Here is a 22,472-nt window from a genome sequence, read left to right as displayed (position 1 = left end):
GACAGGTGAACAAGCATGGGTAACAAGCGAATCGTGATCGCCGGCGCCGGCATCGGCGGGCTGAGCGTGATCAAGGAGCTGCGCGAGTCCGGCGTCGCCCTGGACGGCGTGGAGATCACCCTGATCGACGAGAACTTCGAGCACTACCTCGGATTCACGCTGCCGTGGGTGATGCGCGGCTGGCGCACGGCCGACAGCATCCCGATCCGCCCGTCCGAGGCTGCCCTGAAGGACATCCGCGCAGTGCGGGCCACGATCGCCGGAGTCGACGGCCCGGGCAAGACGGTTCTTCTCGACAACGGGGACCGCGTGGGATTCGACGCCCTCGTGATGGCCCTGGGCGCCCGGAACGCCACAAACCGTGTCCCCGGACTGCAGGAGGCCGCCGATACCGGTGTAGCCGTCCACTACTACGCCACCGCGGATGCCGCACGCGCCCACCGCGCGCTCACTGACTTCCCGGGCGGACGGCTGGTCTTCCTGGTGGCCGCCATGCCCTTCCGGTGCCCGGTGGCGCCCTATGAAGGAGCCTTCCTCGCCGCCGATCTCCTCGCGGAGCGGGGTGTGCGCGAGGAGACCGAGATCGCGGTCTACACCCCCGAGCCGCAGCCCATGCCCTCCGCCGGACCGCACGTGGGACTCGAGCTGGCCGAACGCGTCCGGGCCGCCGGAATCGCCCTGCACCCACTGCACCAGGTGGAGCGAGTCGATCCCGCGACGAAGATCGTGCACTTCGCCGATGGCGCCAGCGTGCCATTCGATCTGCTGGTGTTCGTCCCGCCGCACGAGGCCGCGGTCCCGCTCGACGGGCCCGGCTGGATCCCTGTGGACCGCGAGTCGATGAGCACTGGCCAGGATGGGATCTGGGCGATCGGCGACCTCTCCGCCGTCACTTCGCCCACCGACCGGCCGCTCCCGAAGGCGGCGATCTTCGCCAAGAACGGTGCCGCCGCCGTGGCCCGCAACCTGCTGCAGTACCTCGGACTCGAGAGCGCCGGCGCCCACCTCTCAGGTCGTGGTTACTGCTACATCGACACCGGCGCGCACGAATCCGCCCGCGGCTCCGGCGACTTCTTCGCCGAACCGCACCCGGACGTCACCCTCACACCGGCGTCGGCGGCCCTCCACCAGGACAAGGTGCAGGAGGAGCGGGATTGGCGAGCCTACTGGGAATGATCCGCGCGTGATCGGGCCGAGCCCGGCGCCGTGACCCGATCGGGACGACGCCGGAGCGCAACGGTGACTCCCCGGCGACAGTGGGCCGCCACCGTGGGGGCATGTCGAACCACCGCAAGGCTCGCACCGCCGCGGCTGCCATCGCCGCACTGGCCGCGCTCGCACTCCTGTCAGCCTGCTCGCCGTCGCTGCCCGGCTCTGCGGCTCCCGGCGACCCCACCCCGTCAGGCCGTCCGACGGCCGCACCGTCCGGTCCGATCGGCGCGGCCGACGGCGCCCTCACCGAGGGTGTCCCGGTCACCACCGACACGCCCGCCATCACCAATCTGTCTCCCGCACTGCGGCAGGCCCTGCAGGGCGCTGCCCGCGCCGCGAAGGCGGAGCGCGACATCGACGTACTCGTGACCTCGGGGTGGCGCACTGCCCGGTACCAGCAGTCGCTGTTCGACGATGCGGTCCGGCGATACGGGTCGACCGCCGAAGCGGAACGTGTGGTGGCCGGCACCACGTCCGAGCACGTCGCCGGAGACGCCGTCGACATCGGTCCGACCGACGCCGCCGATTGGATGACCCGGTTCGGTGAGGACTACGGGCTGTGCCGGGTGTACGCCAACGAGATGTGGCACTTCGAAGCGAAGAGCGGCGCGCAATGCGCGCCGATGGTCTCCGACGCCTCGCGCCGTTCACGCTGAGCAGAACGTCCCTCGGCCCGGGCATTCCCGGACCGAGGGACGGCAAGCGCTGCTGCTCTTCGGATTACGCCGGCGAGCAGAAGCTGAGCACGGGCGCCACCGCCGCGAGGCAGAACACCCCGGCGGAATTGTTCGCGAGGTACTGCGTCTGGTTCGGGTTCGCGCGCTCCGTCCAGTCCAGAGCACCCTTCGTGCGGAAGGGCTGGACCGAGTAGTCCGCCAGCTTCAGATTGAAGGTGGTGCCCACCGAAACCTGGATCTTCCCGAGCGTCACCGGGATCGAGCCACCCGGCTGGATATCGTTCTTCAGCGTGATCACCTTGTCCCGGCCGTTGGCGGTGAGCAGGGTGACCGAATAGCCCTCGGTGTCGCCCAGAGCGACGTTGCCGAAGTTGTTGGAGCTCAACACGAACTGGGTACCTGCCGGCAGGACCTGCGCGCGCTGCGCCTGGCCCGCGTTCGGATCGGCCCGATCGGCGACGTTGCGGATGGTGAAACCGTTGTCCTTGCCGATCGCCGACGCCTGCGCGGTCACCTCCACGAGATCAACGCTGTTGGCACCGCCGGACGGATACGGCTTGGGGGATGCGGATGCCGTTGCGGCACCGGAGAATCCGAGGGCGATCGTGGCGGCGACCCCGACGAGGGCCGCGACGGACTTCGTAACCTGAGTGTTCACGGTAGAGCCTTTCGTTGGACTTCACTGTCGAACGTTCGAGACGGGAAGGACGTGACCCCGTCCGGCGCTAATTCTGCGTTTGCAAACTAACGAAGTGAAGAAACATTCGATGGCTATTAGATGTTGTTATTGCAAACAAACTTCACTTTCCGAAGCTTCCGTGCTATCCGCAGCGAACCTCAGCCCCGCGTGCTGCTCAGTGCCCGTGCCGTTCGAGCCTGGTCAGCCGCCAGCGCTCCATCAGATCGGGCAGCTCGGTAAGGACGAATGCGAAGAAGTCGCGCATCACCGCCACCCGCTCGGCCGCCGGCCCACCGTCGGGGAGCTCTTCGAGCCCCTCGTCGGCCACCGTGAGCCACCGCTCCAGGATCGGATTACGCGAGGTGAGCGCCTCGTACCAGATGTCATCACCCAGCTCGATCAGGCTGTGCCGCGAACCGGGAACATGGGACTTGCGGATCATGCCGGCCTGTTCGAGGTAACCGACCGCGCCCGAGACCGCCCCGGCCGAGACCCTGAGCTGTTTCGCGATCTGCGACGGTGTGAGCGCGCCATCGGGCGAGGCCAACACGGCCGAGAAGACGCGGGCGGCCATTCTCTGCATACCCGCCTCCACCAGGGCGGCAGCCATGTTCTCGACGAAGTTCGGCGCGTCCACGCACACAGGATATACAGTCTTCACACACTTCACAAACTTCTGAAACGGGTATAGCGTCCTCGGTATGACCAACGAAGTCATCCGCGCCGAGGGCCTGACCAAGGTTTTCGGTAGCGCTCACGCTCTCACCGCGCTCGATCTGCACGTCCTGCCAGGACAAGTGCACGCCTTCCTCGGGCCGAACGGCGCGGGTAAGTCGACCACCATCCGAATCCTGCTGGGCCTGCTGAAGAAGACCAGCGGCACCGTCGAACTACTCGGCGGAGACCCGTGGCGCCAGGCCCCCGAACTGCACCGGCGGCTGGCCTACGTACCGGGCGATGTGACGCTGTGGCCCAACCTGTCCGGTGGCGAGATCATCGACCTCCTCGGTCGCCTGCGCGGCGGCATCGACGAGGTGCGCCGCGACGAACTCCTGGAGCGCTTCGCCCTCGATCCCGGAAAGAAGGCCCGCACGTACAGCAAGGGCAACCGGCAGAAGGTGGCACTGGTCTCGGCCTTCGCGGCCCGCGCCGAACTGCTCATCCTCGATGAGCCCACCTCCGGCCTGGACCCGCTCATGGAGGAGGTGTTCACGCAGTGCCTCGAGGAGGAGAAGGCCCGCGGCGCCTCGATCCTGCTCTCCAGCCACATCCTGTCCGAGGTCGACCGGGTCGCCGACGCCGTCACGATCATCAAGGACGGCGCGACCGTCGAGACCGGCACCCTGGCCTCGCTGCGGCACCTGTCCCGCACCCGGGTCGAGGCCACCGTGTCGCGACCCACGGACCTGTCCGCGACCGCGGGCGTACACGACCTGCGAACCGACGGCGATCGCCTCTCGTTCAGCGTGGACACCGCAGACCTCGGCCGGGTGCTCGGCGAACTCGCCGCCGCCTCCCCCACCTCGCTCACCAGCCGCCCGCCCACACTCGAAGAGCTCTTCCTGCGGCACTACGACACCGCCGAACGGGGCACGCGATGACGGGGCTCGGTGCCACTCTGCGGCTGGTGGTCCGGCGTGACCGGGTTCAACTGGTGGTGTGGCTGCTGCTGTACGTGGCGATGGCCGCATCGGCCTACTCCACCGCCAAGGTCAATTACGGCGATCAGGCCGCGCTCGAGTCCGCGGCCCGCGCGGCGAGCGAGAACCCCTCTCTGGTCGCGATGTTCGGCCCCGTCTATTCGGCCACCGTCGGTGCTGTCGGCATGATCAAGATGGTCGTGATGATGGCGGCCGCTCTGGGCCTGCTCACCGGCCTGCTGGTGATCCGGCACACCCGCGCCGACGAGGAGTCCGGTCGCCGGGAGATGTTGGGCGCCTCCGCGATCGATCGGATCGCGCCGCCACTGGCCGCACTGATCGAGTCGGTCGGGCTGAGTCTGGCCATCGGCGCGGTGAGCGCGCTCGTCCTGATCGGGATGGGCGCCGACGCACCGGGCAGTGTCGCCTTCGGGGCACTGTGGGCGCTGACCGGCATCGTCTTCGCCGGGTTCGCGCTGCTGTGCGCACAACTGACCGAAGGCGCCCGGGCCGCGCGCGGGTTGTTCGCCGTCGGCCTCGGTGGTGCGTACCTGCTGCGCGCCGTGGGCGATGTGTCTGTGCTCCGTATCGATGGCACGCTGCCCGCGGAACCCGGCTGGGAGTCCTGGCTTTCGCCGCTCGGCTGGTCACAGCAGATCCGGCCCTTCGCCGACGACCGGTGGTGGCCCGCACTCCCCCTGGTGGTACTCACCGTGGTGTTCGCCGCCGCGGCGCTGCGGATCGCCGCGCGCCGCGACCTCGGCGCCGGACTGATCCCCGTGGGCCGCGGCCGGAGCCACGCCGGACCGCTGCTCGGTTCCGTGGAGGCGCTCACCTGGCGGCTGCACCGCGGCCAGGTGATCGGATGGACCGTGGGCATGCTCGCCGTGGGCGCGGCGTTCGGCGGGATGGGCTCGGCGATCGACTCGCTCGCCGGGAACGAGGGCACCCGGGAGATGCTGGAACGACTGGGGGGTTCCGGCTCGAACCTGCTCGACATCTTCTTCGGCGCGGAGTTCTCGGTGATGGGCATGGCGACCGCCGCGCTCGGCATCTCGATCGTCAACACCGCCTGTTCCGAGGAGCTCTCGGGCCGCGCCGAATACCTCCTATCGGCACCCGTGCTGCGGCTGCGCTGGTACGTCTCACACCTGACGGTGGCAGTGATCGCGACCTTCGTCGCGACCCTCGCCCTGGGCATCGGAGTCTCACTCACGGCCGGCCGCGAGCTGATCGGACCGGCCCTCGGCGCCCTGCCTGCGGTCTGGGTGATCACCGCGATCGCCGCCCTGGCGGGTGCGATTCACGCCCAATGGTCGGCGGTCGGATGGGTGGCCCTGGCGCTGTGCGTGGTGATGATGGTGGCCGACGTGTTACGGCTGCCCGACTGGGTGTCGACGTTGTCGCCGTTCACCCACGTGGCCACTCAGCCCGGTGCCGCGCTGGTGACCGGGGCGACCGTGACATTGGTGGCGATCTCCGCGGTGGGCCTGATCGCCGCCGCCACCGCCGAATCCCGGCGCGATCTGGCCGCCTAGCGACGCAATTCGCGTGTGCCTTCGAAGCTGCAGCAGCGCACGCTGCCGTGGAGTCGCACCTGAGAGAAACCGGAAGACGCCCGGAGGTCAAAAGCCCTGCAAATGACTACTGACCGCAGCGAGCGAGTCAGCTGCGGTCAGTGCACTCTCAGGATAACAGGAGAGTTGCGATCATGCATATATCTCATCGCGATCTTTTTGTCATGCCTTGATCTCGCCGCGATCGCAGCGGTCCAACAGATCGCGCCCCGCGGGATAGGCCGCGAGGACCGGCGGCATCGCGCCCGGCCGGCCGGACTCCAGCACGGCGACCACCGCGCCGAGGCGCTGCGGGCCGCCCGGGTCCACACCCAGTCGGCGCAGCACCTGACGCGCCACCGGCTCGGGCGAGTCGAAGACCGTGAGATCGACGCCGGTGCGTGCCCGCAGCGCCGCGACGATCTGCTCGCGAACCAACCCGTAATGCGTGCAGCCGAGCACCACCGATTCGATATCGGGGGGCGTGGCATCGGCTGCCGCGGCGACGGCGTCCGCGACCCGGTCGAGATCGCCGGAGTCGATGGCCTCGGCCAGGCCATAGCAGGGAATACGATGCGCCAGAGACGGATCGGCGAAGGCGTCGATCAACGATGTCTGGTAGTCACTGACCGTGGCAGCCGCGGTGGCCCACACCGCGAAGGGCCGCCCCGTCGCCCCCGCCGGGCGGATCGCGGGCACCACCCCGATCACCGGCACGGCGGGTTCGAACCGGGCCCGCGCCGCCTCCAGGGCGTACATCGACCCGGTGTTGCAGGCGACCACGATGGCGTCCACCCGGTATCGCGCGGCGGCCCCCGCCATCGCCACGATGCATTCGGATATCCGCTCCGGTGGCAGCAGGCCGTAGGGCATGTTGTCGGGATCGCGGGCCAGCACCAGCTCGGTGTCCGGGCGCAGCCGGGACAGGGCGTCGGCGTAATTGACCATGCCGAAACCGGAGTCGATCACCGCCACGCGCATGGTCTCAGAGTTTAGCCGCGGAACCAGGCCCGGAAGACGGTGGTGGCGCCGTCGCGCCGGTAGTCGACATCGCCGCCGAGCAGCCTGGCGTTATCCCGGGCGATCGCCAGGCCCAGGCCCGCACCGCCGCCTGCGCCGCGCGAGCGCGCCGCCTGCGCCTTGTGCAAGCGGTCGAAGATCAGGTCCTCGTGCCCCTCGGGCACTCCGCCACCGTGGTCGCGCACCTCGACCACGGCTCCGCCATCACCCTGCTGCGCCCAGCGGTGCATCGACACCGTCACCGGAGGCGCGCCGTGGCGCAGAGCGTTCCCCACCAGATTCGTCACCACGGCCACCACTCGGCGCCGGTCCGCGTTCACCCACAGCTCGCCCGGCCCGTCGATCCGCACGCCCGACCATCCGCGTGCGTCCAGCGCCTCCCGCACCGTGGCGACCAGGTCGAATTCTTCGGCCCGCACCTGCGCCACACCCGCGTCGAGGCGAGTGATCTCGAGCAGATCGTCGAGTAGCTGGGCCAGGCCGTCGACCTCGGAGGCCACCATGCGCGCCGCGCGCGCCAGATCCGGATGACCCGACGACTCGGCGGCCATCGCATCCGCTTCCTCCCGCAGGACCTCGGCGGCCGGCACCAGCGCGGCCAGCGGACTGCGGAGCTCGTGCGAGACGTCACTGGCGAACCGCCGGGAGCGCTCGTCCTGGCGGCGCAGCACATCGAGGGATTCGTTCTGCCGGTCGAGCATGCCGTTGAAATTCACCGAGAGCTCGCGCAATTCGGCCAGCGAGGTCTCGGGGAGCCGCGCGGTGGAGTCGCCCGCCGCCACGGCGGACGCCACATCCTGGACCCGCCGCAGGGGCCGGGTCACGGCGCGCGCCACCAGCACCCCCGCTAGTCCGCCGAGCAGTGCCCCGCCCAGGGTGGCGAGCGCGACGAAGGTCATCAGCTGCCGCAGCCGTTGCTGCACGCCCTCCAAGGGCTGCACCGAATAGATCAGATACGGATGTTTGCTGGAACTGTGCCCGACCAGCAGGCGGCCGTCGGCGAGTCGCTGGAATCGGTAGATGCTGGGCGTCGCCCGCAGATCCGCCGACATCGAGGACGGCACGGTGCCGGGCGGCACCGTCCCCGGCTGCACCACCCCTCCGTCGGAGGTCGTCACCAGATAGTCGCCGAGGAGGTTCTCCATCGTCGGCTGATCGTCGAACCGTTCCATATCGTGTCGGAACGCGGTCAGCACGGCCTGTTGCGCGTCTTCGTAGACCCAGTCGCGCACGACGTAGGCCACCGAGGCCCCGGTCACCGCAGCCGTGAACGAGGTGACCAGCACGATGATCACCAGCAGCCGCGCCCGCAGGCTCCCGGCCATCAGCCCGCCCGGAACCGGTAGCCGAAGCCGCGGACCGTCTCGATGCAGCTGGGCTCACCGGGCGGATCGACCTTGGGCCGCAGCCGCAGGATCGCATTGTCGACCAGTCGCGAATCCCCGAGGAAGTCCTGGTTCCACACCAGTGTCAGCAACTGCTCGCGGCTGAGCACCTGACCGGGGTGATCGGCGAAGACGTACATCAGGCGCTTCTCCGTGGGCGTCAGTGGCAGCGGCGCCCCGTCGCGCAGCACCTCCGCCGCGGCTCGGTCCACGACCAGACCGGTCCCGGGTACGGCCACCGCCGGCACGGCCGGCTCGGCCACCACCGTCTCGGGTGCGGCACCGGCGGGCGCGGATCGCCGCAGTGCGGCCTTGATCCGGGCATCGAGGACGCGCGGGCTCACCGGCTTGACGACGTAATCGTCGGCCCCGGACTCCAATCCCGCGACGGTGTCGATATCGTCCGCCCGCGCGGTGAGCATGAGGATGGGCACCTGACTGGTGCGGCGGATCCGGCGACACACCGCGAATCCGTCCTCGCCGGGCAAGCCCACGTCCAGGATCACCGCATCGGCCGCGCTGACGTGGTCGTCGAGATCGTCCGGCGCACTCGGCAGGTGCGCCACCTGATAGTCCAGCCGCTGCAACGACAGGGTCAGGGCGTCGACGATCGCAGGATCATCCTCGATGAGCAGCAGTGCGACCACCGACCGGCCTCCTCAGGATCGTCTCGGCGCTCCACGCGGCACCGTACGCCCGGACCGCGCCGGCGGCGCATGCCGCGACCAACCACGCGCCGAGGACATCGCCCGGGCGGTGCCACTGCAGAGCGATCACGGTGACCGAGGCCACCGCACCGACGCCCAGCGCGTAGCTGAGGACGATCGACCGGAGGGCCGACGGGGCGGTGATGAACGCGACGGCGGCGAGCGCGGCGAAGACGGCGACCGTGTTCGAGGGGAAGGAGTTGATCATCGGGCCGACCCCGAACGACGGCCGCTCCAGCAGTGCCTTGAGGACGTACGCGCCGCCCAGCGTCAGCAGCAGGACGGCGGCCGCCTCGACGGCGGTGCGCACGGACCGGCTCGCCGCAACGAGCACGGCGGTGGTGGCGAAGCCCACCAGCAGCAGCGGCATCTGCATATCGCCGAACCAGCCGGAGGTGGGGAACTCGACGCCGAAGGCGGCGGACACGCGGAGCATCACCTCGTGGTCGACGTATTGCCCGGTCGCCGTGCCGACCAGCACGAGGTACAGCGCGGCGAGCGCCAGAAAGGAACCGGCGGCGACACTGGCCGCGGCCCAGAGACGGGGATTCATGAGCATGACCTCAGCCTCCGGCGCGGAAGTCCCGCGTCGGCCGCCTCCGCGCCTCATCCGTGTCACAGTTCTGTCACAGTAGTCGTTCCGCAGATCGGAACGGGGTGCGCGGCGCCACCGGGGTGAGGGACCCGTGGCGCCGCGCCGGCCTGCCGTCAGACGTGGGTGAGGGTGTCCGCCTCGACGACCGCCGTGTCGGTGACCCGCAGAACCCGCCCGGTGCCGATGTCGAAGAACAGGCCGACAACGTCGATCCGTCCCTCGGCCACGGCCTCGCGCAGCAGCGGGTGGTTGCGCAGGTTCTCCAGCTGCACCGCGATGTTGACCACCGCGAGCTGATCAACGGGGCCGAAGCCCGCGGCCTCGGCCGCACGCCGCACCGGATGCCCTTCGCGGTAGGCCTCGACCGAGGCGTCCGCGTGCTCGATCCACTGCTCGATGCTCGGCGGGACGGCCGGGCGGTCGAGCGCGACTCCCATCGCGCCACAGCCCGAGTGGCCGCACACGATCACCTGATTCACATCGAGGTTGTCGACCGCGTAGGTCAGGGCGGCCTCCAGCGAACCGTCGACCCCACCCGCGGGGACCAGATTGCCCACGTTGCGCACGGTGAACAGATCGCCCGGCCCGCTGGCCGTGATCACGTTCGGTACGACCCGCGAATCGGCGCAGGTCAAGAAGAGTGCCTCCGGCCGCTGACCATCGATCAGCCCGTCGAAATCGTCGCTGAGCAGCGACGCGTGCCGGCGGTGGTACCGCGCGATGCCGTCGGCCAGCCCACCGCGGGCGTGCGCCCGCCAGGGCAGGAGGCCGCGCTCGGCCGAACGCTCCGTGGTCCGCCGCGGGGAGGTATCACCGGCCGCGTGGATCTGCGCCACACCGAGGTCGTCGATGGTCACCGTGCCGCCGCCAGCGCGGTAGCGACGCACCCATTCGGTGATCTCCTCCGCCGAGGCATGGTCGAGGAAGTCGACGGTGAGCTCGATGGCCACATCGCCGCCGGGCGGCACCGAGGCGAGCACGCGCGACAGGCGCGGCAGCGAGAAGAAGCTGAGCGAGCCGTCGATCGCGACGTGCCAGCGGCCCGCGCTGTCCTGCGAGGCCTCGATCGAGGCGCGGGCGACCCGCCACAGCACCAGCAGGATGGCCACGACCAAGCCTGCGAGCACTCCCTCGAGCAGGTTCAGGAACAGCACGCCGAGGATGGTGACCGCGTACACCGCGATGTCGCCGGTGCGCCGAGCGGTGCGGATGTGCGCCGTCTTGACCAGCTGCACACCGATCACGATGAGCAGGCCGGCCAGCGCGGAGGTGGGGATCTTCTCCACCAGGCCGGACAGCGCGACCGAGAACAGCAGCAGCCACACGCCGTGCAGGACGGCCGACCAGCGAGTCCGCGCCCCCGAGGTCACGTTCGTCGCGCTGCGGACGATGACACCGGTCACGGGCAGCCCGCCGAGCAGACCGGAGAGCGAGTTGGCCGCACCCTGACCGATCAGCTCACGATCGAGGTTGGACTTGGCACCGTCGTGCATCTTATCGACGGCGACCGCGGAGAGCAGGCTCTCGACGCTGGCGATGAGGGCGACGGTGAGCACACCCAGAGCCACCGCGGCCCACTGTCCGGTGGGCAGCTGCGGCAGCCCGATCGCGTCGATGATGGAGCCGTTCAACTTGATCCGCTCGACGTTCATGGGCACCACGAGCGAGAAGACGGTGGCGGCCACGATCGCGACCAGGGCACCCGGGACGCGCCGCCACTTCGGTGGGAGCTTCGGCCACAGGAGCATCACGGCGATCACGATGGCGCCGACCGCGAAATCGGGCCAGTGCATCGAGCCGATGCGGGCCGGCAGGTCGATCAGGTTCTGCAGCACCGAGCTTCGCGAGGTACCACCGAACAGCACGTGGGTCTGCTGGATCACGATGGTGACACCGATGCCCGCGAGCATGGCGTGCACCACCACCGGCGAAATGGCCAGTGCGGCACGGGCGATCCGGCTCATGCCGAGTCCGATCTGGACCAGGCCGGCCGCCACGGTGATCGCGGCGGTCACCTTCCAGCCGAACTTGTTGATCAGCTCCGCGACCACCACGGTCAATCCGGCTGCAGGACCGCTGACCAGCAGCGGCGAGCCTCCCATGAGGCCGCCGACGATGCCACCGATGACACCGGCGATGAGACCCGCCATGAGCGGTGCCCCCGATGCGAGCGCGATGCCCAGTGATAGCGGAAGCGCTACCAAGAACACCACGATCGAGGCCGGTACGTCGAAACGCACCACCTCTCTTAACTTCTCCTGCACGACGACTCCCTCACGGATCGAACTGTTCATTACCAGATCCACTGTGCGGGCGACATGTGTCCGCACCGCCGCACTGCCGTGAAGGTTCGGTGAAGTGGCTCAGACCACTACTTCCGTACCGAAATCATCGGGCGGGCAGAGTCATTGCGAAGGTTGCGCCTGATCCCACCCCTGCGGACTCCGCCCACAGGTGGCCGTCGTGCGCGGCCACGATGCTCCGGCAGATGGTGAGCCCGACACCGCTTCCACCGCTGTCGCGGTCGCGCGCCACATCGGTCCGGTAGAAGCGTTCGAAGACCCACGGCAGGTGCTCGGCATCGATACCGTCGCCATGATCGATCACGCTGATCTTCACCCGCCGGTGCGAGGCGACCTCGGCGACCACCTCGACCGACGTGCCCGGAGGGCTGTGCCGCAGCGCATTCGCCAACAGATTGGCGAGCACCTGCTGCAGGCGCTGCCGATCGGCCCGGATCATCGTCCTCCCCAGGCGGACCCGAGATGAGAGCGCGACATCCTTATCCGCGTACGCCTTGCGAGCCGCCGCGACTGACGATTCCACGAGTTCGCGCACGTCCACCTCCGACGGGCGCAGATCCAGGGCACCCTCGTCGGCGTGGGAGACCGCGAGTACGTCCTCCGTGAGCCGGGCGAGGCGGTTGGTCTGCTCGCGGAGCATGGTGACCGTCTCTTCGTCGGCGCTCACCACACCGTCCTGCATCCCCTCGAGATATCCGTCGAGAACGCTGACCGGGGTGCGGATCTCGTGCGCGAGATCGGTGAGGAGCCGACGCCGCGAGCGGTCGGTGGATTCGAGCTTGGTCGCCATCTCGTTGAAGGCCGACACCAACTCCCCCGCTTCGGGCCCGAGCGAGACCGGGGCCACCCGCACATCCGGCCGTCCGTCGGCGACTTGTTGCGCCGCCGTGGCCAACCGCTCCACCGAGCGATTGAGCCGGCGCGCGATCACCAGGCTCAGGCCGATGGAGACCACTACGGCGCTGCCGAAGCCGAGGACCACCGCGAGGAGGTTCGCAGGCGTCCAGGAGTCGCGGGTGTGCTGCTGCGGATCGGGCAACCGGATGCCTGCGAAGTGCCCTTCGAGCACCATGGGCCAGAGCACGAAGTCGACCAGGGCGGTGACGGCGAGCGTCACCAGCGACACCAGGACCAAGAGGCCCGCCATCCGAGTCCCGATCCCCTGCCGTGCGAGACGCTCCCGGATCGGCTCGACGAGCGAATCCAGGAGCATCACCCCTGTCCCATTCGGTATCCCACTCCGCGCACCGTCCGGACGTAGCGGGGATCGCCCGCATCGTCGCCGAGCTTGCGCCGCACGCGGCCGACGTGCACGTCCACCAGGCGCTCGTCGCCGACCCAGCCGGCACCCCAGACCGCCTCGATCAGCTGGCTACGGGAGAAGGCGACGTTGGGGCTGCGCGCGAGCACTGCCAGAACGTCGAACTCGGTGGCGGTGAGGTCGATCTCCTTCTCGCCGATCCGCACCTCGCGGCCGAGCAGATCGATCGCCAGATCGCCGTACGTGCGGTCGGTGCCGGCACCGTCAGGCATGCGACGCGGACGGCGCAGCATGGCCCGGACCCGGGCCACCACCTCGCGGGGGCTGAAGGGTTTGACCAGGTAGTCGTCGGCACCGACGGAGAGCCCGACGATCTTGTCGGTCTCATCGCCGCGGGCGGTGAGCATGAGGACGTAGGCGTCGGAGAAGCGCCGCAGTGAGCGGCACACCTCGAGTCCGTCGATGCGCGGCAGACCGATGTCGAGGATGATCACGGCCGGGTCGAGTTCGCGGGCGAGCTGTAGCCCGCGCTCGCCGTCCATGGCCACCGTGACGTCGAAGCCTTCGCGGGTCAGGTAGTCCCGGACCAGGCGTCCGAGGGCAGGTTCGTCCTCGATCACGAGGACACTTTCAGTGTTCATGTCATTCATTGTAATATGCGCATGTGCATATGCCTCCACCTCCGGCGGCGCCGCCCACCATCCTGGGGATGCTCGGCTGGCAGCCGCCGTCCTTACCGCTGCTTCCACTCGTGGCCGCGATCGCGGTGGTCGTGTACCTGATCGGCGTGAAGCGCGTCCGGGCGCAGGGCCGGCACTGGCCGGTCGCCCGGGTGATCAGCTTCCTGCTGGGATGCCTGGCGCTGGCCGCGGTCACCGGCCTGAAGATCGAGGCGTACTCGTGGCACCTGTTCAGCGCATTCATGTTCCAGCAGCTCACCCTGTCGATCCTGATCCCGCCGCTGCTGGTGGGCGGCGCTCCCGGGGTGCTACTGCTGCGCGCTACTCCACACCGCGGACTGGGCAAGGTGGTGCTCGGTGCGGCACTCGGCCTGCTGCGCAGCCGCGCGCCGCGAATCCTGCTGCACTCCGGCTTCACCATCCCGCTGTTCCTCATCAGCTACTACGGGGTGTACCTCACCGGGATCATCGACGCGGTCGGCGGCAACTGGTTCGGTCACACCGGGCTGCAGGTGTTCTTCCTGGGCGCCGGGCTGCTGTTCATCCTGCCGATCATGTCGGTGGGCCCGCTACCCGGTCGCGATTCCTGGCTGATGCGATTCTTCGACATCTTCATCGAGATGCCGCTCCACGTGTTCATCGGCGTCACGCTGATGATGGCCACCACACCGATGATCACGATGTTCGCGTTCCCGCCGCCCGAATGGGGTATCGACCCGGTCCGTGATCAGACCATCGCCGGCGCTCTGGCCTGGTCGTACGGCGAGCCGGTGGCGATGGTGACCGTCTGCATCTTCGCGCTGCGCTGGCGCCGCGCCGAGAAGCAGGACTCCGAGCGCGCCGGCGCCGATGTCCGCGAGGACGACGAGCGCGCCGCGTACAACGCGTACCTCGAGCAGCTCAGGGGCCGGTAACCTGGTCGGCATGCAGCGCGCCCGCTTGGTGATCATCGCCGGCGCGATCTTCTACTCGGCATGGATCTTCGCTCCCACCATGGGCTCCCGGCTCAACGGATTGCGGTCCTATGTGAGCGAGGTGGCGGCCACCGGCCAGCCGTACGCGCACTTCTTCCGCGGCACCGACCTGTTGGCCGGCACGTGCTTCGTGGTCGGCGCCGCGCTGTGGTGGCGAGCCGCCCGCCCGTCCTCGCGGTTCGCGTGGGGCTGGATGGCCGGGATGATCATGCTCGGCGTCGGCACGATCTCGGACGCCCTCCTGCCGCTGTCCTGCACACCCACCTCCGACGCCGCATGCGCCTTCCGCGAGGCCAACGGCGAGGTGCCCTTCACCCACCTCGCGCACGCCTACTCGTCGGGAATCGCCGGGACCGGCGGCGCGGTGGCCGTGCTGGCCTGGGCGGCGTGGCTGCTGCGCGGCGGGAACGACGGTGCGCTGCGCACGGCCCGGCCGCTCACCGTGGCCGCCTTCGGCGCGGGGATGACCTACCTGATCACCACGGTGTGGACACTCGCCGCGATGGCGATCACCGACCCGGAGCTCTACCTGGGCCTCGCGCAGCGGCTCCAGATCGCCGGTATCACGTCGTGGTTGGTGCTCATCGCCCTGCCGGTGGGGAAACGTTCTGCACCGCCCGATCCGCCGCGTCCAGCACCGAGCTGAGCAGGCCCGGATACACCAGTTCCACATCGTCGAGCCGCAACTGCTGGCGCACCTGCGCGCCCTCGTCGGCACGGCGGGTGACCCCGGCCTCGCGCAGCACCTTGAAGTGGTGGCTCGCAGTGGCCTTGGTGACCCCGTCGTACAGCTCCGCGCACGCCAGCGGCCGCTGCTCACGATGCAGGCGCCGCACCATCTCCAGGCGTACCGGATCGGCGAGCGCGGCGAGCACGGTCTGCAAGGGAGCCACGGGGGTATCGGGCATCATTCTCGTTCCCTGAGATAACGGTTTGATCGAGATCGAACCTGACTGTACGCTCGGCAGAGTTCGACGTCCATCGAACCAGGCTACCGGAGGGGACCGCCGATGAGCATCACCGAGCAACCGCGCACCACCACCGCCCGGCCGCACCCTCAGGCCTGGTCGTTCGCGCTCCTGCTCACCCTGCTCGCACTCGCTCTGGGCGTCTCCGGGTTACCGTCACCCCTCTACCCCCTCTACCAACAGCAGTGGCACCTCTCGGCGCTGTCGACCACGCTCGTCTTCGCCGTCTACGCCATCGGCGCGCTCGGCGCGGCGCTCACGGTGGGGCCCGTCTCCGACGCCATCGGCCGCAAGCCGGTGCTCCTCGTCGCCGTGGCGACCATCCTCGTGGGACTGGTGATCTTCCTCTTCGCCGGCGCCGAGTGGCAGCTCATCCTCGCGCGGTTCCTGCACGGCGCGGCCATCGGTTCGATCACCGTGGTCGCCGGCGCCGCACTCCTGGACGTGCGTCCCACCGAAGGCGCCCGTAACGGGATGCTGTCCGGCGTCTTCCTCAACGTCGGAATCGCAGCCACCGCGCTCGGCGCCGCCGCGGTCGCGCAGTACGCGCCCAGCCCGCTGCGCACCCCGTTCATCGCCATGGGCGTGGTGGTACTGGCCGTGCTCGCCGGCGTGATCTCACTGGTCGAACCGCACGCCGCTCGAACCGGCGGCCGGGTGCGGTTCTCCCGCCCACGGGTCCCCGGCGAGATCACGTCCGACTTCTGGTTCTCCGGCATCGGCATCGTCACCGCGTGGTCGGTACTCGGCGTCTTCCTGAGCCTGTATCCGGCACTGGTACAGCACGTCACGGGGCACCGCTCGGTCCTGTTCACCGGGATGCTGGTGGCGGTCATGGCCGTCGCCTCGGCGATCGCCCAGTACCTCGGCGGCCGTTACCCCGCGCGGCCCACGGCGATCGTCGGCGACCTGGGCCTGGTGCTCTCGCTCGGCGTCGCGGTGCTGGCGCTGCGCTCCGGCGCGACCTGGCTGATCCTGGCCGACACCGTCGCGCTGGGCGCCACCTTCGGACTGGCCTTCGGTGGCTCGCTGCGCCACCTGGCGTCGGTCGCTCCGGCGCACGCGCGTGGCCAGGTGATGAGCGCCTACTACCTGCTGGGCTACCTCGCGATGGGTGTGCCCACCGTGATCGCCGGCTACCTCGCCACCGAGTACGGCACCGCCGCGATCTTCCCGTGGTTCGCCGCCGCGGTGGCCGCGGGGTGCCTGATCGCCGCCGCGATCGGCGTCCGCAGCGGCCGCGCCGCCGCCCCGGCGCCCGCCGCCTAGTTCCCGGGAGCGGGAGACTGCGGTGGCCCGGACGCGGGCGGCTGCGCCGGATCCGGAGCCTGCGTCGTCGCCCCGGGGCCGGGTGCGGGCTCGTCGACCTGGGCGCCGCCGGCCACCCAGGTGGCCCAGGGCACCGACCAGTCACCGTTCTGCCACTGCTCCAGCGGTGCGCCACCGGTGTTGCGGACCTCGACCACATCGCCCGGCTGGCTGATCCCGAAGAACCACTGCGCGTTCGCCGGGCTCAGGTTGAGGCAGCCGTGCGATTCGTTGCGCACCCCCTGGGCGGCGATGTTGTCCAGCGCGTGCAGGTAGATGCCGTCGTTGCTGATCCGGGTGGCCCAGCCGATGGTCTGCTTGTAGCCGAGCCGCGAATTGATCGGCAGGCCGTACGTGGAGGAGTCCATGACCACCGGGTTGGCCTTGTCCAGCACCGTGTAGATGCCGCGCTGCGTCCAGAAGTGCAATGTGGTGCCGTTGACTACCTCGGTGCCGCCCTGCCCCATCGACGTGGGCATCGAGCGCACCATCTGGCCGCCCACGAACACCTGCACCTGCTTGGTGTTGTCGTCGGCGATCGAGACGTGGGACTCACCGATGCTGAACGTGATGGCGATGTCCTTCTCGCCCCACAGGCCGGGGCTCACCTGCTTGCCGAAGACCTTGGCCTCGATCGCGACCTTGGTACCGGAGGGGTAGTAGTCCTTGGGCCGCCACGCGACGGTCTTATCCGTGGTCCAGCTCCATGCGCCCTCCACCGGCGGGGTGGTGGTCACCGTGAGCAGCTTCTGGGCCATCGCCCGATCCTTGATCGGCTCGTCGAAGTGCACCACCGCGACCTGGCCGACGCCGTACACGGCACCGTCGTTGAGTGAGTTGCCGCCGGTGTTCTCGAAGTACGGCAGCGTCTTGTTGGTCTCATCGACCACCACGGTGCTGAACGTGGTCTTGTGCTCGCGCTGCTGCCCCAGGGTCTGGTACTTCGCCACCAGCGTGTACACGCCGTTGTAGGCGAGCGGTGCCGCGGGCTTCCAGGACAGCATGTCGGTCGAGAGTGTGCCCTCGACGACCGCGCCCTTGTCGTCGGTGAGCGTGACCGAGCCCAGCGTGGCCTTGGCGATCGAGACCGAGACCGGCGCGATCGGGCTGACGTCCTTGGCGCCGTCGGCAGGGGTGACGGTGACCTCGGCCGGATCCTTGGGCGGCGTGGACGGCGCGGCACCCTTCCCACCGGTATCGCCGATGGTGCAGGCCCCGGCGACCAGCGGCACCGCCGCGGCGGCTCCGATGAGCACCGTCCGTCGCCCGACGAGCCGCTGACCGCCGCTCCGAGCACGTTTGAATCGCGTCACGTACATCCCCTCATCGTCGACCGCAGTCTAACGATCCTCTGTGACGACCTCCGTGCGGAAACGCTCGCGGTGCACCGCCTCGGACAGCGGGCGCCGATCCCGCCATCCGAATCGTTCCAGGTCAGGGACCTCCTGGAAGCATGTGACGGGTCCCACACATAACCACGCCACAATATGAACATGTTCCGGTACGGCGACCAGATCCCGCAGTGCGGACTCCTGATAGAAGGACACCCACCCCACGCCGACGCCCTCGGAGGTGGCCGCCAGCCAGAGGTTCTGGATGGCCAGCGCAACCGAGAGATGCCCGGTCTCATCGATCGTGTGCCGACCGAGGATGTTCTTCCCGCCACGCGTCGGGTCATAGGTGACCACGACACCGGTGCGCGAACTCTCGATGCCCTCGATCACGATCGGATTGAACGTCTCCCGACGATCCGCCGGCAACGACCGTGCGAAATCCTCCCGGCACCGACCGACGTGATCCGCGAACGCCGCGAGTGTGGCCGGATCCTGCACCACCACGAAGTCCCAGGGCTGGGTATTGCCCACGCTCGGCGCACTGTGCGCGGCCCGCAGCAGCCGGGTGAGGCGCTCCTCGTCGATCAGCTCGCCGCTGAACTCGTTGCGCACGTCGCGGCGCGCACGGATCGCCTCGAAGACGTCCATCAGGACCCGTCGAACTGGCTCGCGAGGGTGCCGAGCGCGTCGCCCGTCAGGCGCTGTGTGGTCCAGTCCTCCATCGGGACGGCGCCGAGCGCCCGGTAGAAGCCGATCGCGGGCGTGTTCCACTCGACGACCGTCCATTCCAGGCGCGGGTATCCGCGATCCTGGCAGAGCTTGGCGAGCGAGGCGATCAGCTGCTTACCGTGGCCGCCGCCGCGCGAAGTGGAACGCACGTACAGGTCTTCGAGCCAGATGCCGTAGCCCCCGGTCCAGGTCGAGAAGGTGCGGAAGAACACGGCCATGCCGACGGCTACCTCGGCGCCGTCTTCGCCCGGCTCGGTGGCCAAATGCGCGAACACCGCGGGGTGCTCGCCGAACAACGCCTCGTGCAGCTGGTCCTCGGTGGCCACGGCCGCGTCGGGCGCCTTGTTGTAGGCCGCGAGCTCGGAGATCATCTTCAGCAGCTCGGGCACATCGGCGGGGGTCGCGGGCCGGATCATGAGGCTCCCTCGGTGGCGGCCGCGGCGGTCTGCGCGGCGATGGCGGGCATCAGGCACTCGCGGACCACCCGGCCCGCGGCGTACGGATCGTCGAAGCTGATCAGGCCGTCGGGCGCGAGCAGCACCGAATGACCTACGCGCGCGAAGATCTCGGCGATAGGCTTCGGGTCGAACTCCGGTAGGTCTCCCTTGTCCTGGAAGCCCTCGATGATGTTGGCCGCGAAGGTGCGGCCGATCTCGATGAGCATCGCGCCGCCCTGCGCGATCATCGGCAGGCCGACCACCACGTTGCCGTCGCCGATACCGCGGATCAAGGGCCGGCGGTGGGCCTCGCGGAGGAAGGCCACGAATCCCTCGGTCAGCGCTTCCTCGACCGTGGGCAAGCCCGCGATCTGCTGCTCGATGGTCTTGAGCAGTTGCTCGGCCTCGTACCGGATCGCCTGCTGGACCAGGTTGTCCTTGCGGTTGAAGCGGCGGTAGACGGTGGCCACGCCGATGCCGGCGAGGTTCGCCACATGCTCCATCGTGGTACGCGAGATACCGACGCTGCCGATGCTCGCCACCGCCGCAGACAGGATGCTCTGCGCGGTCTGATCGTTTCTGCCGGGACTCACAACGTCCGATTCTAGGCTGGTGGTGGCCCCGGAAACGTTCATGATGGCAAGAACCGCCCGGAATTATGGTTCGTTCATGCCCCATCCACGGTCGGCCGCACGCGGAACCCGCCCGGGTGAAGGGGCCATCACCTCGGGTTTCCGCGGCGCCCGCGGCTCGAGCCCGACAGGTGCGTGGTGAGAGTATGGGCGGTATGACCGAGAGCCCGACCAAGCCGAACCCGGTGCAGTACCTGCTGTACTCCTACGGGAAGACGCTCCCGGCCTCGATGCGGGACTGGGTGGCGCACGATCTCGCGGGCGCCGGGGCCGGCGCGCGTACCGTGATCCGGTTCTCGATCCCGTGTGTGCTGATGCTGGTCCCGTTCTGGTTCGTCGATGCGGACTTCCTGGTCAAGGCCACGATGACCCTGCCGATCTTCATCCCGTTCGTGTACTTCTCGATCGCATTGAACAAGATCTACCGTCGGGCACGGCTGCGCTGGCACGGCCTCGACCCCGATCTGGTGGATCAGCGGGCCCGGATCCGGGAGGCCGATCTGCATCGCGAGTACCTGGAGAAGTACGGTCCCCGCGACCGTTGAGGGAGCACTGATGTACGTCGCCGCACCCGACCGTTCCGACGACGAGCGAGCCCGCGCCATGGTGGCCGCCGCCGGCATCGGCACCGTGTTCTCGGCCTCGGGCGGGCTGCACGCGAGCACGCTACCGCTGCTGTGGGAGGGCGATACCGTGATCGCTCACCTCGCCACGGCGAACCGCCACTGGCGCGGGCTCGATGGCGCCGAGGTCCTCATCGTGGTGACGGGGCCGGATGCCTACGTCTCGCCCGGGTGGTACCCGTCCAAGGCCGCGCACGGTCGCGCCGTGCCCACGTGGAACTACAGCGAGGTACAGCTTCGCGGCCGCGCGAGCATCCACGAGGACGCAGCGGCGTGCCGCGCTATCGTCGCCCGGCTCACCGCCCGGCACGAACGGAACCGGCCCGAGCCCTGGGGCCTGGACGACGCCCCGCCCGCATACATCGAGCAACAGCTCAAGGCGATCGTCGGCCTCACGGTCGAGGTGACGGCCGTGGCGGCCAAACAGAAATGGAGTCGCGGCCGCAGCGCCGAGGACATCGCCGGCGTGCAGACAGCGCTCGACAGCGCCGACCCGCGGGCCGGCGCCGAGATGCGCCGTGCGCGCGGATTGTGACGTACGTCCTACTATCGGAGCATGGCACTCAGAGATCTCGTGCAGAAGGTCGCGCTCGCCGTTCCCAGCCCGGTGGTCGCCGGCGGGGCACGCGCCCTGTTTGGCCTTCCGGTTCACCTCAAGCGACGCATCGTCGGTCCGGCGCCGCGGGTCGACGGCAATGAGATGGACGTCGACTCCCAGCTGACCCTGCTCCTGCTCAAGGCGCAAGGAATCACCGGTATCGGTGGCACCGATGTCGCGACGGCTCGCGTGCGGATGCGCCGCCTCGGACAGGCCGTGGGCGCGGGAACGGCACCGGACGTGGCCACGCGGGGTCTCCTGGTCGACGGCGCCGCGGGCACCCTGCCCGCACGGCTGTACACCCCGAAGGACCTCCCTGCCGGATCGCCACTCGTGGTGTTCTTCCACGGCGGAGGTTTCGTCCTGGGCGATCTGGAATCCCACGACGCACCCTGCCGGTACATCGCCGACCGGGTCGGGGCGCGCGTGCTGTCCGTGGACTACCGGCTCGCTCCCGAGGCGGTCTTCCCCGCCGCGGCCGACGACGCCGTCGCGGCCACGGCCTGGGCGATCGAGCACGCCGATCAGCTCGGTGCGGATCCGGTCCGCGTCGCCGTCTCCGGAGACAGCGCGGGCGGCAATCTGGCGGCGGTCGCCTGCCGCGAACTGTCGCTGCGGGGCGGCCCGCAACCGCGTGTCGCGCTCCTGTTCTACCCGGTGACGGGGGCCGATCCGGGCAACCGCAGCCGCGACACCTTCGCCACGGGGTACTTCCTGACGAAGGCTGACATCGAGTGGACCCGCGAGCGGTACCTCCCCGAGCCGGGGCAGGACGAGGATCCGAAGTTCCACGTGCTGCACGCCGACAACCTCGGTGGCGTGGGCCGCACGCACGTCGTGGTGGCCGGATTCGACCCCCTGCGCGACGAGGGCGCGGCCTACGCACAGCGCTTGCGTGAGGCCGGAGTGGACGCCACGACACAACTCGCGCCCGGCGCGTTGCACGGATTCCTGAATTCGGTCGGCGTGAGCGCCGACGCACGCGTCGATGTGGACACCGCCCTTGACGTGCTACGGAACGAGCTCGTCGCGAAATCTTGACAACATTTGTAGGCACATTGCACTGCCATGCGAACACGCATGTCACGAAAGGTGGCGGGCGTACGCGTACACCACGTATCGTAGGTTCTGCGGCCGTCATATGACGTCTCCCC

General features: G+C 69.3%; 24 protein-coding genes. 10 read left to right on the top strand and 14 right to left on the bottom strand.

Going from position 1 to position 22,472, the window contains the following annotated elements:
- Positions 1–15: 15 nt before the first annotated feature.
- Positions 16–1,176, top strand: a complete 1,161-nt coding sequence (locus tag TPAU_RS00540) for an NAD(P)/FAD-dependent oxidoreductase (protein WP_013124814.1) — start codon at positions 16–18, stop codon at positions 1,174–1,176.
- A 101-nt stretch (positions 1,177–1,277) separates the two neighbouring features.
- Positions 1,278–1,868, top strand: coding sequence for a M15 family metallopeptidase (locus tag TPAU_RS00535; RefSeq protein WP_013124813.1), 591 nt, complete (start codon positions 1,278–1,280; stop codon positions 1,866–1,868).
- 64 nt (positions 1,869–1,932) lie between these two features.
- Here TPAU_RS00535 and TPAU_RS00530 read toward each other — a convergent pair whose 3' ends face one another.
- On the bottom strand, positions 1,933–2,547 hold the full coding sequence (locus TPAU_RS00530; protein WP_013124812.1) for a hypothetical protein: 615 nt from the start codon (positions 2,545–2,547) through the stop codon (positions 1,933–1,935).
- 196 nt (positions 2,548–2,743) lie between these two features.
- Positions 2,744–3,205, bottom strand: coding sequence for a GbsR/MarR family transcriptional regulator (locus tag TPAU_RS00525; RefSeq protein ID WP_218022121.1), 462 nt, complete (start codon positions 3,203–3,205; stop codon positions 2,744–2,746).
- A gap of 64 nt (positions 3,206–3,269) precedes the next feature.
- Between TPAU_RS00525 and TPAU_RS00520 the strand changes: the two genes are divergently transcribed.
- Complete coding sequence (locus TPAU_RS00520; protein ID WP_013124810.1) at positions 3,270–4,169, top strand: ABC transporter ATP-binding protein; 900 nt, start codon at positions 3,270–3,272, stop codon at positions 4,167–4,169.
- Positions 4,166–5,746, top strand: coding sequence for an ABC transporter permease (locus tag TPAU_RS00515; RefSeq protein WP_013124809.1), 1,581 nt, complete (start codon positions 4,166–4,168; stop codon positions 5,744–5,746). The genes TPAU_RS00520 and TPAU_RS00515 overlap by 4 nt, the downstream gene beginning before the upstream one ends.
- A 201-nt stretch (positions 5,747–5,947) precedes the next feature.
- On the opposite strand, the gene TPAU_RS00510 is transcribed toward TPAU_RS00515, so the two are convergent.
- From TPAU_RS00510 to TPAU_RS00480, 7 genes are all read right to left on the bottom strand, one after another.
- Positions 5,948–6,745, bottom strand: a complete 798-nt coding sequence (locus TPAU_RS00510; protein WP_013124808.1) for a glutamate racemase — start codon at positions 6,743–6,745, stop codon at positions 5,948–5,950.
- 11 nt (positions 6,746–6,756) lie between these two features.
- Complete coding sequence (locus TPAU_RS00505; RefSeq protein WP_013124807.1) at positions 6,757–8,109, bottom strand: sensor histidine kinase; 1,353 nt, start codon at positions 8,107–8,109, stop codon at positions 6,757–6,759.
- Positions 8,109–8,816 carry a response regulator transcription factor gene (locus TPAU_RS00500; protein ID WP_013124806.1) on the bottom strand — a complete coding sequence of 236 codons (708 nt, stop codon included), beginning with the start codon at positions 8,814–8,816 and terminating at the stop codon, positions 8,109–8,111. Before TPAU_RS00500 ends, TPAU_RS00505 begins: the two co-directional genes overlap by 1 nt.
- Positions 8,788–9,435: a hypothetical protein gene (locus tag TPAU_RS21650; RefSeq protein WP_013124805.1), complete on the bottom strand. Its 648-nt coding sequence runs from the start codon at positions 9,433–9,435 to the stop codon at positions 8,788–8,790. Before TPAU_RS21650 ends, TPAU_RS00500 begins: the two co-directional genes overlap by 29 nt.
- Before the next feature lie 149 nt (positions 9,436–9,584).
- Positions 9,585–11,765 (bottom strand): SulP family inorganic anion transporter, encoded by a 2,181-nt coding sequence (locus tag TPAU_RS00490; RefSeq protein WP_013124804.1) that lies wholly within the window; start codon positions 11,763–11,765, stop codon positions 9,585–9,587.
- Between the two features lie 94 nt (positions 11,766–11,859).
- On the bottom strand, positions 11,860–12,987 hold the full coding sequence (locus TPAU_RS00485) for a sensor histidine kinase (RefSeq protein ID WP_013124803.1): 1,128 nt from the start codon (positions 12,985–12,987) through the stop codon (positions 11,860–11,862).
- Entirely contained in the window at positions 12,987–13,685 is a 699-nt protein-coding gene (locus TPAU_RS00480) for a response regulator transcription factor (protein ID WP_013124802.1), read from the bottom strand. The genes TPAU_RS00485 and TPAU_RS00480 overlap by 1 nt, the downstream gene beginning before the upstream one ends.
- A gap of 20 nt (positions 13,686–13,705) precedes the next feature.
- Between TPAU_RS00480 and TPAU_RS00475 the strand changes: the two genes are divergently transcribed.
- Positions 13,706–14,629, top strand: a complete 924-nt coding sequence (locus TPAU_RS00475; RefSeq protein WP_013124801.1) for a cytochrome c oxidase assembly protein — start codon at positions 13,706–13,708, stop codon at positions 14,627–14,629.
- Positions 14,630–14,639: 10 nt separating this feature from the next.
- The gene (locus TPAU_RS00470) at positions 14,640–15,335 is read left to right on the top strand and encodes a DUF998 domain-containing protein (protein ID WP_013124800.1); all 696 of its coding nucleotides are present in this window, start codon (positions 14,640–14,642) and stop codon (positions 15,333–15,335) included.
- On the opposite strand, the gene TPAU_RS00465 is transcribed toward TPAU_RS00470, so the two are convergent.
- Positions 15,271–15,600, bottom strand: coding sequence for an ArsR/SmtB family transcription factor (locus TPAU_RS00465; protein WP_013124799.1), 330 nt, complete (start codon positions 15,598–15,600; stop codon positions 15,271–15,273). The two genes, TPAU_RS00470 and TPAU_RS00465, sit on opposite strands and share 65 nt — an antisense overlap.
- Before the next feature lie 99 nt (positions 15,601–15,699).
- Here TPAU_RS00465 and TPAU_RS00460 point away from each other — a divergent pair, with 99 nt between their 5' ends.
- Positions 15,700–16,926 (top strand): MFS transporter, encoded by a 1,227-nt coding sequence (locus TPAU_RS00460; RefSeq protein ID WP_013124798.1) that lies wholly within the window; start codon positions 15,700–15,702, stop codon positions 16,924–16,926.
- On the opposite strand, the gene TPAU_RS00455 is transcribed toward TPAU_RS00460, so the two are convergent.
- The 4 genes from TPAU_RS00455 to TPAU_RS00440 are packed head-to-tail and all read right to left on the bottom strand — an operon-like array spanning position 16,923 to position 20,058.
- On the bottom strand, positions 16,923–18,284 hold the full coding sequence (locus TPAU_RS00455) for a L,D-transpeptidase (protein WP_083773732.1): 1,362 nt from the start codon (positions 18,282–18,284) through the stop codon (positions 16,923–16,925). The two genes, TPAU_RS00460 and TPAU_RS00455, sit on opposite strands and share 4 nt — an antisense overlap.
- Positions 18,285–18,305: 21 nt before the next feature.
- Positions 18,306–18,947, bottom strand: coding sequence for a 5,6-dimethylbenzimidazole synthase (gene bluB, locus TPAU_RS00450; RefSeq protein ID WP_013124796.1), 642 nt, complete (start codon positions 18,945–18,947; stop codon positions 18,306–18,308).
- Positions 18,947–19,444: a GNAT family N-acetyltransferase gene (locus TPAU_RS00445; RefSeq protein ID WP_013124795.1), complete on the bottom strand. Its 498-nt coding sequence runs from the start codon at positions 19,442–19,444 to the stop codon at positions 18,947–18,949. The genes bluB and TPAU_RS00445 overlap by 1 nt, the downstream gene beginning before the upstream one ends.
- Entirely contained in the window at positions 19,441–20,058 is a 618-nt protein-coding gene (locus TPAU_RS00440) for a TetR/AcrR family transcriptional regulator (RefSeq protein WP_041944197.1), read from the bottom strand. The genes TPAU_RS00445 and TPAU_RS00440 overlap by 4 nt, the downstream gene beginning before the upstream one ends.
- Positions 20,059–20,252: 194 nt before the next feature.
- Between TPAU_RS00440 and TPAU_RS00435 the strand changes: the two genes are divergently transcribed.
- From TPAU_RS00435 to TPAU_RS00425, 3 genes are read left to right on the top strand one after another with little or no spacing between them, the layout of a single operon-like run.
- Positions 20,253–20,642, top strand: a complete 390-nt coding sequence (locus TPAU_RS00435) for a DUF5313 domain-containing protein (RefSeq protein ID WP_013124793.1) — start codon at positions 20,253–20,255, stop codon at positions 20,640–20,642.
- A 10-nt stretch (positions 20,643–20,652) separates the two neighbouring features.
- Positions 20,653–21,255: an FMN-binding negative transcriptional regulator gene (locus TPAU_RS00430; RefSeq protein WP_013124792.1), complete on the top strand. Its 603-nt coding sequence runs from the start codon at positions 20,653–20,655 to the stop codon at positions 21,253–21,255.
- Positions 21,256–21,276: 21 nt separating this feature from the next.
- Positions 21,277–22,359, top strand: a complete 1,083-nt coding sequence (locus TPAU_RS00425) for an alpha/beta hydrolase (RefSeq protein WP_013124791.1) — start codon at positions 21,277–21,279, stop codon at positions 22,357–22,359.
- The last annotated feature ends 113 nt before the right edge of the window (positions 22,360–22,472 follow it).

Origin of the sequence: Tsukamurella paurometabola DSM 20162 (assembly GCF_000092225.1) — a bacterium.
In the GTDB taxonomy this organism is placed as follows: Bacteria; Actinomycetota; Actinomycetes; order Mycobacteriales; family Mycobacteriaceae; genus Tsukamurella; species Tsukamurella paurometabola.
This window is presented reverse-complemented; position numbering and strand designations above follow the sequence as displayed.